Origin of the sequence: Actinopolyspora sabaoui (assembly GCF_051225635.1) — a bacterium.
Classification (GTDB): domain Bacteria; phylum Actinomycetota; class Actinomycetes; order Mycobacteriales; family Pseudonocardiaceae; genus Actinopolyspora.
This window is the reverse complement of the sequence record NZ_JBMIHH010000001.1, coordinates 206,178-221,167: the sequence shown is the minus strand read 5'-3', so window position 1 is coordinate 221,167 and position 14,990 is coordinate 206,178. Positions and strand designations below refer to the sequence as shown.

12 protein-coding genes are annotated in these 14,990 nt (G+C 67.5%); 5 read left to right on the top strand and 7 right to left on the bottom strand.

Annotation, left to right across the window (positions count from 1 at the left end; translation table 11 throughout):
- Position 1 precedes the first annotated feature (1 nt).
- Positions 2 to 808 carry an SAM-dependent methyltransferase gene (locus tag ACOQFL_RS00990; protein ID WP_435542168.1) on the bottom strand — a complete coding sequence of 269 codons (807 nt, stop codon included), beginning with the start codon at positions 806 to 808 and terminating at the stop codon, positions 2 to 4.
- A gap of 408 nt (positions 809 to 1,216) precedes the next feature.
- Between ACOQFL_RS00990 and ACOQFL_RS00985 the strand changes: the two genes are divergently transcribed.
- Positions 1,217 to 2,563 (top strand): FAD-dependent oxidoreductase, encoded by a 1,347-nt coding sequence (locus ACOQFL_RS00985; protein WP_435542167.1) that lies wholly within the window; start codon positions 1,217 to 1,219, stop codon positions 2,561 to 2,563.
- Between the two features lie 147 nt (positions 2,564 to 2,710).
- Entirely contained in the window at positions 2,711 to 4,153 is a 1,443-nt protein-coding gene (locus ACOQFL_RS00980) for a lipase maturation factor family protein (RefSeq protein WP_435542166.1), read from the top strand.
- Positions 4,154 to 4,348: 195 nt separating this feature from the next.
- Here ACOQFL_RS00980 and ACOQFL_RS00975 read toward each other — a convergent pair whose 3' ends face one another.
- From ACOQFL_RS00975 to ACOQFL_RS00955, 5 genes are all read right to left on the bottom strand, one after another.
- Entirely contained in the window at positions 4,349 to 5,596 is a 1,248-nt protein-coding gene (locus tag ACOQFL_RS00975) for a class I SAM-dependent methyltransferase (protein WP_435542165.1), read from the bottom strand.
- Between the two features lie 60 nt (positions 5,597 to 5,656).
- Positions 5,657 to 7,039, bottom strand: a complete 1,383-nt coding sequence (locus ACOQFL_RS00970; RefSeq protein ID WP_435542164.1) for an FAD-binding oxidoreductase — start codon at positions 7,037 to 7,039, stop codon at positions 5,657 to 5,659.
- A 115-nt stretch (positions 7,040 to 7,154) separates the two neighbouring features.
- On the bottom strand, positions 7,155 to 8,108 hold the full coding sequence (locus tag ACOQFL_RS00965; RefSeq protein ID WP_435542163.1) for an adenylate/guanylate cyclase domain-containing protein: 954 nt from the start codon (positions 8,106 to 8,108) through the stop codon (positions 7,155 to 7,157).
- A 4-nt stretch (positions 8,109 to 8,112) separates the two neighbouring features.
- A complete protein-coding gene (locus ACOQFL_RS00960) occupies positions 8,113 to 8,562 on the bottom strand; it encodes a universal stress protein (RefSeq protein ID WP_435542162.1) in 450 nt (149 codons plus the stop codon).
- Between the two features lie 277 nt (positions 8,563 to 8,839).
- Positions 8,840 to 10,462 (bottom strand): PucR family transcriptional regulator, encoded by a 1,623-nt coding sequence (locus ACOQFL_RS00955; RefSeq protein ID WP_435542454.1) that lies wholly within the window; start codon positions 10,460 to 10,462, stop codon positions 8,840 to 8,842.
- A gap of 217 nt (positions 10,463 to 10,679) precedes the next feature.
- On the opposite strand from ACOQFL_RS00955, the gene pruA reads away from it, so the two are divergent.
- Complete coding sequence (gene pruA, locus ACOQFL_RS00950) at positions 10,680 to 12,308, top strand: L-glutamate gamma-semialdehyde dehydrogenase (protein ID WP_435542161.1); 1,629 nt, start codon at positions 10,680 to 10,682, stop codon at positions 12,306 to 12,308.
- 29 nt (positions 12,309 to 12,337) lie between these two features.
- Positions 12,338 to 13,264 carry a proline dehydrogenase family protein gene (locus tag ACOQFL_RS00945; protein WP_435542160.1) on the top strand — a complete coding sequence of 309 codons (927 nt, stop codon included), beginning with the start codon at positions 12,338 to 12,340 and terminating at the stop codon, positions 13,262 to 13,264.
- A gap of 88 nt (positions 13,265 to 13,352) precedes the next feature.
- Here the strand turns inward: ACOQFL_RS00945 and ACOQFL_RS00940 are convergent, their stop codons facing one another.
- Complete coding sequence (locus tag ACOQFL_RS00940) at positions 13,353 to 14,147, bottom strand: helix-turn-helix transcriptional regulator (RefSeq protein WP_435542159.1); 795 nt, start codon at positions 14,145 to 14,147, stop codon at positions 13,353 to 13,355.
- Between the two features lie 88 nt (positions 14,148 to 14,235).
- On the opposite strand from ACOQFL_RS00940, the gene ACOQFL_RS00935 reads away from it, so the two are divergent.
- Positions 14,236 to 14,949 (top strand): SDR family NAD(P)-dependent oxidoreductase, encoded by a 714-nt coding sequence (locus tag ACOQFL_RS00935; RefSeq protein WP_435542158.1) that lies wholly within the window; start codon positions 14,236 to 14,238, stop codon positions 14,947 to 14,949.
- Positions 14,950 to 14,990 lie beyond the last annotated feature (41 nt).

Genomic DNA, 14,990 nt, shown 5'->3' with positions numbered 1-14,990 from the left:
ACTACACCTTTTGGCCGAGCGCGCCGTAGAGCAGCGAGCGCGCCGGATCCTGCCAACGGTCCTCCTCGGTTTCCGGGCGCCAGTCCGGCACGTGGACCACTCCCGGCTCGACCAGCTCGAAGTCCGCCAGTAACTTCGTTATCTCGGCGCGGTCACGGGCGGTAGCCGGATTACTGCTGTTGAGGTAGAGGTCGACCAGGCTCTGGGTGAACTCGGGATAGTCCTCGCTGGTGACATGCGAGAAGCCGAGAAAGCTTCCCGGCGCCATTTGCTCGTGGTAACTCCGGATGATCTCGGCGGGGCGCGCCGAGTCCGGCACGAAGTGGAACAGCGCGACCATCATCACGGCTATCGGCTCTTCCGGGTCCAACAACCGCGCGGCCTGTTCCGACCCGAGGATTCCGTCGATCTCGGTCAGGTCCGCTTGCACGACATCGGCGCGCTCGTTGCCCCGCAGGATCGTACGACTGTGCGCGACGGCCACCGGCTCGTTGTCGACGTAGAGCACCCGCGACTCCGGGTCGATCTCCTGGGCGATCTCGTGCACGTTGCCGACGGTGGGGATGCCGGAGCCGATGTCGAGGAACTGCCGGATTCCCCGTTGGAGGCAGTACCGGACCACCCTGCGCAGGAAGGCCCGGTTGTCCTGCGCCAGTGATTTGATGTGCGGCACCCGCTCCTCGGCCTTGCGGCCGAGCTCACGGTCGACCTCGAAGTTGTGCGAGCCGCCCAGATAGTAGTCGTAGCACCGCGCCGCGCTGGCTGTCTCGAGATCCACGTCCGGGGGCAACCGATTCGGGTCGGTCATGGAAGCTCCTTTGGTCGTGGGCCACCAACGGCACCCCCCGATACCTCGGCCCGCTTGTGTTTGGTTCGTTCGGTCCACGGTGCGCCCACCCCGTCCCGGCTTCACCGGGAACACCACCGAGAGATCAACACGAATCCTATCCCTCACCGCACGCTCCTGATCACACACGGTCGGTACCTACCCCCTTTCGATAAGCCACTACTCCGATCGGGGGTGTAACCAGCGTCACCCGTCCACATCGCGGGTCAGGCATTTAGGTATGCCTAAGCTGTTCGGGGAGGGTCGTATTCGCCGGGCGACCGACCGCGAGCCGAGGTTCTCGGCAGTGCGGAACGGGCGCCGGTCAGGCCCCGCCCATGAACCGATCTCAGTCAGCAACGCGAGGGCACCGCGCCCAGGAGGACCGCCGTGAGCCATCCGCTTCGAGTAGCAGTGATCGGAGCCGGCCCCGCCGGCGTGTACGCCTCGGACATCCTGACCAAATCCGAAACACCGGTCGAGATCGACCTGTTCGACAGAATGCCCGCGCCGTACGGACTGGTCAGGTACGGAGTCGCACCCGACCATCCCCGCATCAAGGGCATCGTCAGCGCCCTGCACAAGGTGATGGACAAACCGGAGATCCGGTTCTTCGGCAACGTGGAGTACGGCGTGGACTGCAAGCTGGCGGATCTGCGACAGCACTACGACGCTGTCGTGTTCTCCACCGGAGCCGCCGACGACCGCGAGCTCGACATCCCTGGGATCGACCTGCCGCACAGCCACGGCGCTTCCGAGTTCATCTCGTTCTACGACGGGCACCCGGAGGCACCTCGCGACTGGAACCTCGACGCGAGCAGCGTGGCCGTGCTCGGCGCGGGCAACGTGGCCCTGGACATCGCACGCGTGCTCGCCAAGCAGGCCGACGACCTGCTGAGCACGGAGATCCCGGACAACGTGTATCGGGCGCTGTGCGACTCCTCGGTGACCGACGTGCACCTGTTCGCACGGCGCGGTCCCGCCCAGACCAAGTTCACTCCGCTGGAACTGCGCGAGCTCGACCACCAGTCGGAGATGGAACTGGTCGTGCACCCGGAGGGATTCGAGCTCGACGAGGCCAGCGAAGAGGCCATCAGGACCAACAACCAGGTCAAGTCCGTGGTCAAGACGCTGCAGGACTGGGCACTGCGGGATCCGAAGAACGACACGCGGCGGCGGTTGCACTTCCACTTCCTGCGGCGACCGGTCGAGGTACTCGGAACGGACCGGGTCGAGGGGCTGCGCACCGAGATCATGGAACTGGACGGCAACGGCTCGGTGAACGGTACCGGCGAGTTCGAGACCATCGAGGTGCAGTCGGTCTACCGCGCGGTCGGCTACCTCAGCTCGGCACTGCCGGACATCCCGTTCGACAACCGTTCCGGCACGATCCCGCACGAGGGGGGTCGGGTGCTGGACATGGACGGCGCGCACATACCCGGCGTCTACACGACCGGTTGGATCAAACGCGGCCCGGTGGGACTCATCGGCCACACCAAGGGCGACGCGCTGGAAACGGTGAACAACATGCTGGCCGACATCACCGAGGCAGCGGGCCACGACGGGGAGGCCGTCCCGCGCATGCTTTCGGAGCGCGGGGTCGCTTACACGACCTGGCAGGGCTGGAACCTGCTGGACGAGCACGAACGCTCCCTCGGGGAGCAGCGCGGCCGGGAGCGGATGAAGGTCGTCGAACGCGACGAGATGGTCCGCGTCAGCCGCGACGGCGACAGCTGACGAAACACCGCCTGAGGCGGTGACGCGGCGCGCCACCGCGTGCCGAAAGTTCGACCGGAGTCGGTAACGCTCCTACCGTCCCACCGGAGGAGGCCCGCGCCGTATCCACACCCGCGCGGGCCGGTCGGGTCGTGGAGCGGAGCGGCGATGGGTTGGGACTGGTTCTGGGCACCGGAGTACGGCCCGGCGCGGTTCGTGGTGCGGCGGTTGCTCGCGCTGTGCTACGCCATGGGCTTCCTGTGTGTGATCAACCAGTTTCCCGCCCTGCTCGGTTCGCACGGACTCACCCCGACACCGCGCTTTCTGCGCGCCGTGAGCTTCCGTCGCGCCCCCAGCCTGTTCCACCTGTACTACTCTGACCGGTTCGTGCTGTGTTGCGGCTGGTTCGGGCTGCTGCTGAGCGTGGCCGCGTTCTGCGGGCTGGCAGACCTGCTCCCGCTCTGGGGCTCGATGGCGGTGTGGTTCGTACTGTGGGCGCTGTACCTGTCCGTGGTCAACATCGGCCGGATCTGGTACGCCTTCGGCTGGGAGTCGCTGCTGCTGGAAACCGGCTTTCTCGCGGTGTTCCTCGGACCGGCTCACATCGAACCACCCGTGTTGGTGATCTGGCTGCTGTGCTGGTTGCTGTTCCGGGTCGAGTTCGGTGCGGGGCTGATCAAGATGCGGGGTGACCCCTCCTGGCGCGACCTGAGCGCGCTGCACCACCATCACGAGACACAGCCGATGCCCGGCCCGTTGAGCCGGGTTTTCCACCGGCTGCCCGGCGGGCTGCACAAGGTGGAGGTGCTGACCAACCACTTCACCCAGCTGGTGGTTCCGTTCGGGCTGCTGGCACCGCAGCCGGTGGCCACGATCGCCGCGCTGATCATGATCGTGACGCAGGTCTGGCTGATGCTCAGCGGCAACTTCGCCTGGCTGAACCTGATCACCATCACGCTGGCGTTCGCGGCGATGGACACCACGCTGCTCGGTTGGATACCGGTGGACGCGCTCACCCCGGGTTCGGTGCCCGGCACCACCGGTCCGATGTGGTACCGGGCGACGGTGGCGGCCCTGACCGTGCTGATCCTCGTGCTCAGCTACTGGCCGATCCGCAACATGATCGGGCGCGGTCAGGTGATGAACCGCAGCTTCAACAAGTTGCACCTGGCCAACACCTACGGCGCCTTCGGCAGCGTGACCAGGGTTCGGTTCGAGGTGGTGCTGGAGGGTTACGGCGCGGACGGCCAATGGCGGGAGTACGGCTTCCGGGGCAAACCTGGGGACCCGACGCGGCGTTCCCCGCAGGTGGCGCCGTATCACCTGCGGCTGGACTGGCTGATGTGGTTCGTGGCGATCTCACCGTCCTACGGAAGGGGATGGCTGGAACGGCTGTTGGTGGCGATGCTGCGCGACGAACGGCGAATCCTGTCGCTGCTGCGGCACAACCCGTTCCGGGAGAACGCCCCGCGCTACGTGCGTGCCCGGCTGTTCCGCTACCGGTTCAGCACCGCGACCGAAAAACGCCGGTCCGGCGCCTGGTGGGTACGCGAGCCGGTGTCCGAACTGATCCCAGCGGTGTCCCTGGACGAGGTGGCGCCGAACGACTGATCGACGCGTTCAAGAGACCCCGCACCCGTAGTACGTTCACCTGAAGCACGTTCTCGCGGCAACGAGCTCCGGTCCATCACCGGACCGGGCCTCGTTGTTCGCTCGGTGTCCGGGAAGGACACCGCGAGCGAGTTTCAATCGGCACGGGGAACCGGTGCGGTGGAAGGGGAGCCCCGGTACGGGACCGGGTTCGACTCACCAGTCCGGACGCAGCGGCATGGGGCTGATTCCGCCCGCCGAACGCACCCCCAACATCTGGTGCAGCTGGATCTCGTTGCTCTCGAAGGCCAGCCGGGATGCCGCCATGTACAGCCGCCACACCCTGGCTCGGGCAGGTCCCACCTCGGCAACGGCCTTACGCCAGTTGCGCTCCAGGTTCGCGCACCAACCCGCCAGTGTCAGCGCGTAGTGCTCACGCAGGTTCTCCTCGTGCCGCACCTCCAGGCCGTGGTCGTGCATCCGGGACATGAGCTCGCCGGGCGGTTCCAGCTCACCGTCGGGGAAGACGTAGCGGCTGATGAACTTGCCCGCCCTGGCCGGGTAAGAACCATCGGGACGTGTGATGCAGTGGTTGAGCAGTCTCCCGCCGGGACGCAGTTTGCCCCGCAGAAAGTCGAAGTACTCCGACAGCCGCTTCCGCCCGATGTGTTCGGTGAGCCCGATCGAGCTCACCGCGTCGAAGCCGGACTCCGGAACGTCACGGTAATCCTGATAGCGCACCTCGGCCAACTCGCTCAGTCCCCGGTCGGCGATGAGCCGCTGCGCCCACTCCGCCTGGGACCGCGAAAGCGTGACCCCGATGGCGCGCACACCGTAGTGCTCGGCCGCGTGCAGCACCATGCCGCCCCACCCGGCGCCGATGTCCAACAGCCGCATGCCCGGTTCGAGTCCCAGCTTGCGGGCGACGAGATCGTGCTTGGTGTACTGCGCCTGCTCCAGACTCGCGTCGGCTCGCTCGAACACCGCACAGGTGTAGGTCATCGAGGAGCCGAGCACCCATTCGTAGAACAGGTTCGACACGTCGTAGTGGTACGAGACGCTTTCGCTGTCCCTGTGTTTGGAATGTCTCCTGCCGTTGTGGAGGCGGTTCTCCTGCTTCGGCGGCCGAACGGGCCACCAGAAGCGGTACCCCGCGAGCCTCACCGCCAGCTCGGCACGCAGCTTCCAGGAAACCTCGGACATCACGACGGACGGAAACGCGGCCAGGGCGGTGTACATGTCGCCCCGCACTTCGAGGTGGCCGTTGATGTAGGCCCGCGCCAGCCCCAGTTCCCCCGGAGCCGCGGCCAGGTGTGCCAGTGCCAGCGGAGAGTTGACCACTATGGCCGATGAGCAGCCGGAAGGCCCGCTCCGGCTACCGTCGTAGGCGCGGAACTCGATCGGCGGATCATCACCGAACAGACGTGCGAACACGGCTGCCAATGCCATTGTCGAACCCTCCATATCGACCTGACGGCGACGACCGGTGCTCGGGCCGGTAGTCGTGGGAGAAACCGAGCGTGCTCAGGTACCCAGCACACACTTCTCGTAGAGGTCGGGCAGCTTGCCCGCTTCGTCGTAGCGCTGTTTCAACCGCCGGTACGTGGTTCCGTCATAGCGGCGCCAGAACTCCTCGGGCTCGTAGTACGCGGTCGAGTACAGCGACTTGTGCCCGTCGAGCTCGCTCACCTTGGCCTCGATGGCCCGGTTGTGCGTACCGACGGACTGCCCCTCCCCCAGCGGCACCGTGGCCCAGAACCCGACGTTGACGTAGAGCGTCGCCGGGTCCATGGGGTAGAGCGGCCAGCCCTGGCCGTCGCGCAGCCGCACCGGACACAGCCACACCGGACTGATGCCGATCTCGCTGTGGAAGAACTCCAGGAACTCGGCCAACCGGTCGAGCGGAATCTCGACGTCCTGAATCACCGGCTCACGGCTGGGGCGCCCGCGCAACCGGTAGAACCGTTCGGACAGGCCGTGGCGCTGATCGAGGGACACGAGCCTGCGGTAGACGTCCGACCGCAGCAACCGACGTGGCCAGAACGGGCGGATCGCGGGGTGTTGCGCGCCGAAAGCGCGGGAACACCAGAACCAGTCGGTGTCCCAACGCCACAGGTAGTCGTGCGTACGCAGGTGGTCCACCTCGCGGCCGCGGATCGAGCGGTAGTAGATCCGGTTACCGGTGTAGTCGTTGGTGTACGGCGCTCGTGAGGTGAAGGTGCCCAGCGTCAGATACAGCTCGTTCGCACCGAACACGGTGCCGTCCAGAAAGTCCACCCGCTGTTCGTTCCAGCTCCCCGAACGGCCGATGTGCTCGATCACCCCGGCACAGGCCGCTGTCGAGTCGAACGGCACGTGCCGCAGCCGCACGTAGTCCCGCACCGGCTGGAGTTCGATCAGCACTCGCAGTGCGTAGCCGAGCGAGCCGTAGGAATTCGGGAAGCCGCGGAACAGTTCGGCGTGCTCGTTGTCGGGCCGCGCCAGCACGACGCTGCCGTCACCGGTGAGGATCTCCATCTCCAGCACGGATTCGTGCGGCAGCCCGTTGCGGAACGACGACGCCTCGATTCCCAGCCCCGCCACGGCCCCGCCAATGGTGATCGTCTTCAGCTGCGGAACCACCAGTGGCATCAGCCCGTACGGCAGCGTAGCGGCGACCAGGTCCTCGAAGGTGGTCATGCCCTGGACGTCGGCGACCCGCTGTCGCGGATCCACTCGAAGAACCCTGTCGAGGCCGGTTACGTCGAGCCCGCCGCTGACCGGAGCACGGAACCGGAACAGGTTCGAGGTGGACTTGGCCAGTCGGACCCGTTCGGAGGTGGGGATGCGACCGTAACGGGCGGCCAGCGCGGCCACTTCGTCGGAGTGTTCGCCACGATCGGGTGCGGCAGGCGGATCGCTCTCCATGATCTACGACTCTAAGCCGCAGCGGCGTCGCGGGCATCCCGGTTCGCGAGAATCGTGCCGGAGTACGCCGGACGTCCACTCGATACTACTCCGGGGGCATCAGTCCTGTCGGACATCACTCGGAGCGACGCAGCGCCCAAGCCCGTAGGCCGCGGAAACCGGAGACCTTGTTCGGCCCGAGCGAGGTCAGCACGAAACCCGACTCGGAGCGCAATCCCGCCGCGCACTCGCGGTCCACCAGCACCGAGGAGGGCCTGGCCAACGTGGTCAGCCTGCTCGCGATGTTGACGGTGGAGCCGTATACGTCACCGAACCTGGCCAGCACCGTGCCGTGAGCCAGGCCGATCCGCAACGGCGGCAGGTCGGGTTCCCGGGCGACGTTCTCGTTGAGCGAGAGCGCTATCTCCGCCCCGTCGCGGACCGTGTCCGCCACGAACAGCACCTCGTCCCCCACGGTCTTGACGATTCGCCCGTGATTCTCGGCGATCACCCTGGTGACCAGGTCCTCGAAGTCGTCGATCAGCCGCGCCAGTTCGCGTTCGCTGTAGTCGCGCACCAACCTGGTGTAGCCCACGATGTCGGCGAACCCCACCACCACGGTCGGTTCTTCCGGCCCGGTGTCGGCCTCGCCCAATTCCCGTGCGGCGATGGCGGAGAGGTGCCTGCGCCAGACGTAGCCCTGCAGGTTCTCCATCACCGGCAGGATCGCCTCGGCGACCTCGGCGGTGGTTTCGATGTCGGTGGCGAAGGTGTCACCGAGCACGGCCTTGAAGATCCCCAGCTGCCACTCGGCCAACCGCGACATCGTCTGCGCCAGTGAACGGGCGACCGCGGTCTCCAGCTCCGGCGGAATCACCTCGGCCGATACGAGCTTGTCCACCGTTCGCATGGCATCGACGTCGAAATCGGTGAACACCACGGCTTCGGGAGCGACGTGCGCGAAGCCCATCGCCTGCCAGAGCCGCTCGGCCCTGGAGAGTTCGACGCCGGCCAACCGAGCCACGTCGGCCTTACGGTAGCGGGGCTCGCCGCCGAGCAACGCCCGCTCCACCGGATTGTCCGGCGCCACGAAATCATCGTGTGGTTCGAACGACGAGCACATCGCACTCCGAACGTCGGGATACCTCCGAGGGCACCGATCCCAGGATTCGTCCTTTCAGTGTGTTCAGGCCGCGGCTGCCGACCACCAACAGATCGGCCGAATGACGCTCGGCGGTCTCGATCAGCGAGTCGATAGGCGGACCCAACACGGACACGGTATCGACACTGCCCGCTCCGGCGGAACGGGCGTGATCGGTGGCGTCACGCAGACTGTCCTCGGCGGGCGCGGAACCGACCACCTGGAAGGCCTCCTGCCCCATCTCGTCCTGCGCGCGCTCCACCTCACGCCTGCTGTTGGGATAGTACGCGCAGACGATCACCAGTTCGGCCGAGTCACCCGCCAACTGCGCGGCGCGCCGGACAGCGTGCATCGAGGGGGACGATCCGTCGGTCCCGACGACCACCTTGCGGTAACCAGCCATCGATCTCTCACTCTCCGCCCCATCAGGACTGCTCGGACGTTCGACGAGCTTCACCGATCGACTCGCCGGACCGGTCGCACCGCGGGGACGACCGCACGAGCGCGCGGTACGACACCGAAGGCGCCCGGCGAGCACACGCCCGGTCAACGTTCGCGATCGGGAAACGTCAATAGCTCAACGAGCGCGCGGTGGAATCGTCACGGTGGTTTCGCACCGCGTTCGTCCCGCCCACCACCGCCGGAGCTCCGGAACGCCGAGCGGTTGGGGAACGGCCCGTTCAGCTCCGCGGCCGGAGCTCGGTTTGCCGGAACAGCAACAGTTGCAGCTGAACACTCAACCGTTCCGCGGGATCGTCGAGATCGATACCGCTGATCTCGGCGGCACGCCGGACACGGTGGCGCAGGGTGTTGGGGTGCACGTGCAGCGACAGGCTGGCACTCCGGACATCGCCGAAGAACTCCAGGTAGCACAACAGCGAGCGGGCGAACTCGGTACCGTTGGCGGCGTCGTGGGCGCGCAGGGTCGCCAGCCTGGGATCGCGCACCCGCTCGTTGTCCCGGAGCATCGTCAGCACCTCGCTGAGCAGCACCCGGGACCGGACGTCATCGATGGTGGCGACCTCGGCGGTGTGGTCGTGCCCGAGCGCGTCGAGGATACGGTCGGCCTCGATGCGGGATACCGGAACATCGTCCAGTGTGGCGACAACCGAACCGATCCCGGCCTGGACGCCGGAGCGAAGCTGGCCCCGCGCCGCGGTGACGATCTCCTGGGCCAGTCCGGAAACCGCCGATTCGGCGTGTCGGTCCGGCAGATCGGGCAACAGCACGTACACCCGGGAACCGATCGTGGTCACCAGCGCGCTGCGCCGGTAGGAAGCGGCGTGCACCGAGATCAGGCTGGTCATCTCGGCGCGTTCCAGCTCGATCTCGGAACGGTTGGAAACACCGGTGTGCTCCCTGGGACGCAGGGTCAGCACCACCACCACGGCGGATTTTCGGGGATCCGCACCGATGTTGGCCGCGGCCGAGTACCCGTCGATGCGGCTCTCCAGCAAACCGGTCAGCAGGTTCTCCCGGAACCGGGGCGCCATGGTCGACTCGCTGCGCTGGCGGATCAACTGCAGCGCGGCCACCCGCGCCGCCCCGATCAGCGACCGGTCACTGTGCTCGCTGAGGCCGCGCGCGCCCTCCTGCACCCAGATGGTGCCCAGCGGTTGCGCACCGGCGTGGATGCCCACGGCCATCCGCCGCCGGATCCCCAGGTCGGGGCGCGGCTCGATCCGGACGACCTCCTCCCCCGCGCGCAGTCGTTGGTAGATCCCCCACTCCCGCAGCATGGCCAGGTAGGACTCCGGACCGCGTCTGCCGAGAATGGACAGCCTGCGCAGTTCGTCGACCTCGTCGTCGGAGCGCGAATAGGCGAGCACGCGGTTGGCGGTGTCCTCGATGCTGACGATGCCCTCGGTCAGCGCCGCCACGGTCTGGGCCAGCGAGAACAGGTCCCCCAGCGCCTCCCCTACGTCGGCCTCACCGGTCAGCCGGGCGTTCTCCACGGCCGACCGGGCGAACGACTCCAGCTGCTCCCACCGCACGTCGGGACGCACTCCGAGCAGCGCGATGCCGCCGCCGATGGCCGCCTCCCGCAGCGCCCGGGCGTCCTGATCCGCGTCGACCTTGACCGCCACGGCCGCGGCGCCGGAACGGGCCACCCGCCGCACCAGTGGCACCGCCGAGCGGCCACGGGTACCGATCACCAGCACGAGATCCCCGGCGCCCGTTCCGGGGGCCTCCTCCGGGTCGAGGATGACCACGTCGTGGACGGCGACGTCGAACCCACCGGGGGCCGCCAGCACGTCGACCAGCGGCTCACCCACCGCGATCAACAGCTGCCGCAGTGCCACCCCGGTGGTACCCGGCTGTTCCTCGTTGCCACCCGCGCTCGCCGAGTACCACTCATCGGCAACCGGTTGTTCGATCGACCAATCCATCACCGTCAACGATAGCCGCTCGTACAAGCCGACCGGGCGCTCGAACTTCTATCCTCGGCAGTTGGAAGGGCCGGTAGCGACACCTCCGGCCCACGACCGACACCGACGTCGCGCGAGGAGGCGTAAGGTCATGGATGCCATCACTTCGGTCCCGGTGCCGGCCAATGAGCCGGTCAAGTCCTACGCCAGGGGAAGCGCCGAACGGGAGTCGCTGCAGCGGCGTCTCGCCGAGCTGCAGGCCGAGCCGATCGAACTGACCACGACCATCGCGGGCAAACAGCGAATGGCGAGCGGCGAACGGTTCAACGTTGTCCAACCGCACAATCATTCCCGCGTGCTGGGCGTTTGCGCGCAAGCGACCAACGCCGACGTGGCCGAGGCGGTGCAGGCGGCCAAGGACGCGGCCGCGGACTGGGCGGCGATGCCCTTCGACGAACGCGCCGCCGTGATGCTGCGCGCGGCGGACCTGCTCTCGGGCCCGTGGCGGGACACCATCAACGCCGCCACCATGCTGGGGCAGTCCAAGTCGGTGCACCAGGCCGAGATCGAGGCGGTCTGTGAAATGGCGGACTTCCTGCGGTTCAACGTGCACTTCGCGCGCCGCATCCTCGCCGAACAGCCCAACTCGGTACCCGGCGAGTGGAACCGGATGGAGTACCGTCCGCTGGACGGGTTCGTCACGGCGATCACCCCCTTCAACTTCACCGCGATCGCGGCGAACCTCCCCACGGCGCCCGCGCTGATGGGCAACACGGTGGTGTGGAAGCCGACGCCGACCCAGCAGTTCGCCGCGCACCACACCATGCGCATGCTGGAGGCCGCCGGGCTGCCGCCGGGAGTGATCAACATGGTCACCGGCGACGGGCAGGCCGTCGGCGAGGTCGCGCTCACCGACCCGGACCTGGCGGGACTGCACTTCACCGGTTCCACCGCCACGTTCAAGAAGCTCTGGAAGACCATCGGTGAGAACCTGGACAACTACCGGAGCTACCCGCGCATCGTCGGTGAGACGGGCGGCAAGGACTTCGTCGTGGCACACCCCTCGGCCGACTCCGACAAGGTGGTGACGGCCCTGGTCCGCGGCGCCTTCGAGTACCAGGGGCAGAAGTGCTCGGCGGCCTCGCGTGCCTACGTCCCGCGCTCGCTCTGGGAATCCGGCATGCGGGAGAACCTGGTCGAAGCCACCCGGCGCGTCACTTACGGTGATCCGAGCGACTTCTCGCACTTCGGTGCGGCGGTCATCGATCATCGCGCCTTCGCCAAGCACAAGGCCGCGATCGACCGGGTGGCGGACGAGCCGTCGCTGGAGATCCTCGCGGGCGGCGAGTACGACGACTCGGTGGGCTACTTCGTGCAGCCGACCATCATGGTGGGAACCGACCCCTACGACGAGGCGTTCACGACCGAGTACTTCGGACCGATCATGGCGGTGCACGTCTACGAGGACAACGACTACGAGCGGATCCTGGGAATCGTGGACGAGACCAGCCCCTACGCCCTGACCGGAGCGGTCTTCGCCGACGACCGGAGCGCGATCGGGCGGGCCCACGAACAGCTGCGCCACGCGGCGGGCAACTTCTACGTCAACGACAAGCCCACCGGCTCGATCGTGGGCAGGCAGCCGTTCGGCGGCGGGCGTGCCTCCGGGACCAACGACAAGGCGGGGTCGATGTTCAACCTGCAGCGCTGGGTCAACCCCCGCGCCGTCAAGGAGACGTTCGACGCTCCCACCGAGCACACCTACCCACACCAGGGCTGAGTCCGGCACGATCCGCTAGGAGATGAAAGATGCTGCGCAGTGTGATGCTGACCGCGGCCCGGTCCGATGCGATACGTGGGCTCGTGGAGGCCAATCCACTCACCCGCACGGTGGTGGACCGGTTCGTGGCCGGCTCGGACTCCCGCGAGGCGATCGGGGTGACCGCTCGGCTGACCGAGGAAGGGTTGCACGTCACCCTGGACCATCTCGGTGAGGACACCACCGACGCCGCGCAGGCCGACGACACGGTGCGGGCTTACCAGGGGCTGCTCTCGGAACTGCACCACGCCGGGTTGGCCGACCGCGCGGAGGTCTCGGTCAAGCTCTCGGCGGTGGGACAACAGCTCTCCCCGGACGGGGAGAAGATCGCGCTAGACAACGCCCGCCGGATCTGCGAGTCGGCGGCCGCCGTGGGCACCACGGTCACCCTGGACATGGAGGACCACACGACCACGGACATGACGTTGCGGACGCTGTCCGACCTGCGTGTGGACTTCCCCTGGGTGGGGGCGGTCCTGCAGGCCTATCTGCACCGCACCGAGCAGGACTGCCGGGACCTGGCCACGGCGGGCTCCAGGGTCCGACTGTGCAAGGGGGCCTACTCCGAGCCCGCCTCGGTGGCCTTCCAGGACAAGCGAGAAGTGGACCGGTCCTACGTACGCTGCACGCGGGCACTCATGGCGGGTGAGGGCCACCCGATGATCGCCACCCACGATCCCCGCATGATCGCCATCGCCGCCGAGCTGGCCGAACGTCACGGGCGCGGTGCCGACAGTTACGAGTTCCAGATGCTCTACGGCATCCGGCCCGCCGAACAGCGCCGCCTCGCCGCCGCGGGGCACAACCTGCGGGTCTATGTGCCCTACGGCGAGGAGTGGTATGGCTACTTCATGCGCAGGCTGGCCGAACGCCCGGCCAACATCGGGTTCTTCCTGCGCTCACTGCTGACACGCTGAGTACGCGCTTCCGCCCGCTCGTCCCGCTGTCACCGCCGACCGGGGGACAAGCGGGCGGAGTTCGTGCGCGGGACGGCTTCGATGCGCGCTACCTCCGCAGCCGGTGCAGCGCTTGTTCCTCGGAACTCCCCCGGTCCGCGGTCACGAACACCATCTGCTGGTCGTCCTCGGGCAGCGGCACCACGTCGCAGTTGAGCCGCAACGGGCCCACTCGCGGATGAGTGATCGTCTTCCGGCGGTGACTCGGCACACGTACCGGAGCCGTGCGCCACACACGTTCGAAATTCCGGCTCTCGGTGCGCAACTCCGACACCAGCGCGGCGAGCGACTCGTCCAGCGGATAACGCGCGAGGGAACCGCGCAGGCGCGACACCGCGATCAGCTCGAATTCCTCCCCACCGGAGATTTCCCGGGGCTCGCAATTCAGGAAGTGCCTGCGGGCCAGATTCGGCTCCCGCCGGAGGTCACCGAGCAACACGTCCGCGAGCGGGGAGAACGCGACGACGTCGTAACGAGCGTCGGTCACCACCGCAGCCACGTCCGGCATCCGGTGCAGCATGTACTCCACCTGCTGACCAACCCGGTGGGGAGGACGGAGCGGCGGCTCCGGACTCACCCCGGCGGTCCGGAACAGATGAACGCGTTCGGCCGCGTCGAGCCGCAGCACCCCTGCCAGGGACTCCAGAACCCGTGCCGAGGGATTCGGTCCCCTGCCCTGTTCGAGTCTGACGACGTAGTCCACGGACACGGCCGCCTGTTCCGCGACCTCCTCACGCCGGAGGCCGGGGGTGCGCCTGCGCCGCCCCCTCCCCCGACCGACCTCGGCGGGTTCGAGCCGTTTCCGGTAGTCGCGCAACAACCGGGCCAGTTCCTGTCTCGCCATACGCTACCTCACCTCGTTACTGGCTCTCCTCGTGACTGGGACGGGTTGTACCTGGATCCGAGTTCCGGCGAGCCGCACGCTCGATGCCATGAACGATTCCACAGCACTGGTGACCGGTGCCAACAAGGGCATCGGCAAGGAGATCGCACGCCTCTTGGCCGCGGCCGGGTTGCGAGTCCACCTGGGTTCGCGGGACCCCGAACGGGGACGTGCGGCCGCAGCGGAGATCGGTGGCGACGTCACTGTACTGCCGATCGACGTCACCGATGACACGAGTATCGCTCGTGCCGCGCGGGAAATCGACGAGTTGGACATCCTGGTCAACAACGCGGGAATCAGCACCGACGAGGTACCGGTAACGGAGACCGGTCGCGACGACTTCCGGCGAACCTACGAGACGAACCTGTTCGGGGTCGTGGCCGTCACGAACGCCTTCCTGCCCGCGCTGCGCCGTTCCCGGCGTCCCAGGATCGTGAACATCTCCAGCGGCACCGGCTCGCTCGACCTGAGCACCGGGGCGAACCGGTGGTTTTCCACCACCGGAACGGACGCCGCCTACCGTTCCTCGAAAACGGCGCTGAACGCGCTGACGGTGTTCTACTCCCACGAGCTCGCCGAAGAGGGATTCAGGGTGAACTCGTTGGCCCCCGGACTGCGGGGGACGGATCTCAACGAGCGTGCCACCAGGGACGGCAAGGATCCGGCAGAGGCGGCCGAGACAGCGGTCCAGCTGGCCATGCTAGCTGACGACGGACCGACCGGCCTGTTCCACTCCTGGGACGGCAGCCTGGTTCCCTGGTGAGGCAGTCTGGTTCCTGGTGAGGCAAGCGGGGTAAACAACCT

Coding starts and splice junctions, on each gene's coding strand:
- ACOQFL_RS00990 (WP_435542168.1), bottom strand. CDS start 808: ATGACCGACCCGAATCGGTTGCCCCCGGACGTGGATCTCGAGACAGCC.
- ACOQFL_RS00980 (WP_435542166.1), top strand. CDS start 2,711: ATGGGTTGGGACTGGTTCTGGGCACCGGAGTACGGCCCGGCGCGGTTC.
- ACOQFL_RS00975 (WP_435542165.1), bottom strand. CDS start 5,596: ATGGAGGGTTCGACAATGGCATTGGCAGCCGTGTTCGCACGTCTGTTC.
- ACOQFL_RS00970 (WP_435542164.1), bottom strand. CDS start 7,039: ATGGAGAGCGATCCGCCTGCCGCACCCGATCGTGGCGAACACTCCGAC.
- ACOQFL_RS00960 (WP_435542162.1), bottom strand. CDS start 8,562: ATGGCTGGTTACCGCAAGGTGGTCGTCGGGACCGACGGATCGTCCCCC.
- pruA (WP_435542161.1), top strand. CDS start 10,680: ATGGATGCCATCACTTCGGTCCCGGTGCCGGCCAATGAGCCGGTCAAG.
- ACOQFL_RS00945 (WP_435542160.1), top strand. CDS start 12,338: ATGCTGCGCAGTGTGATGCTGACCGCGGCCCGGTCCGATGCGATACGT.
- ACOQFL_RS00940 (WP_435542159.1), bottom strand. CDS start 14,147: ATGGCGAGACAGGAACTGGCCCGGTTGTTGCGCGACTACCGGAAACGG.
- ACOQFL_RS00935 (WP_435542158.1), top strand. CDS start 14,236: ATGAACGATTCCACAGCACTGGTGACCGGTGCCAACAAGGGCATCGGC.